This window comes from Mesorhizobium sp. M4B.F.Ca.ET.214.01.1.1 (assembly GCF_004791545.1).
GTDB lineage: Bacteria > Pseudomonadota > Alphaproteobacteria > Rhizobiales > Rhizobiaceae > Mesorhizobium > Mesorhizobium abyssinicae.
Genome location: NZ_SRUX01000161.1, coordinates 1 through 343, shown reverse-complemented (window position 1 = coordinate 343; position 343 = coordinate 1). Strand labels below are relative to the sequence as shown.

The following is a 343-nucleotide window of genomic DNA, read 5'->3' as shown; positions in this document are numbered from 1 at the left end:
CGCCATTTCCGCACCGACCGCATCGGCGCGGAAATGGCGGAAATCCTGGCGCAGCTCGCACCAGGCTGCGAGCAGCCGCACCGTCTCGGCATAGCCGATCATGGTCGGCCAGACGACGCGCTCGCTCTCGTCGCCCTGTTCGTTGCGGTAGCGGATCCGGATCTTGTGGCCTTTGCGGATCGAGGCCCGCGCCTTCGCGATATCCAGCCCGTCCGGCAGGCTTGCGCGGCTGAGCGGCGCGCCGACGGTTGGATTGCTGATGAAGGGGCGCAGCCGCTCGGGCACGACGGTGGTGATCTTGGCGATCAGGTCACGCGCCGCGCCCGCCAGTACCGCGTCGCCC

The 343-nt window shown here is 69.4% G+C and carries 1 protein-coding gene; it reads right to left on the bottom strand.

The window, feature by feature from the left end:
• Positions 1–343: WYL domain-containing protein (locus EN857_RS33730; protein ID WP_135897708.1), on the bottom strand; the 343-nt coding region annotated here is incomplete at both ends.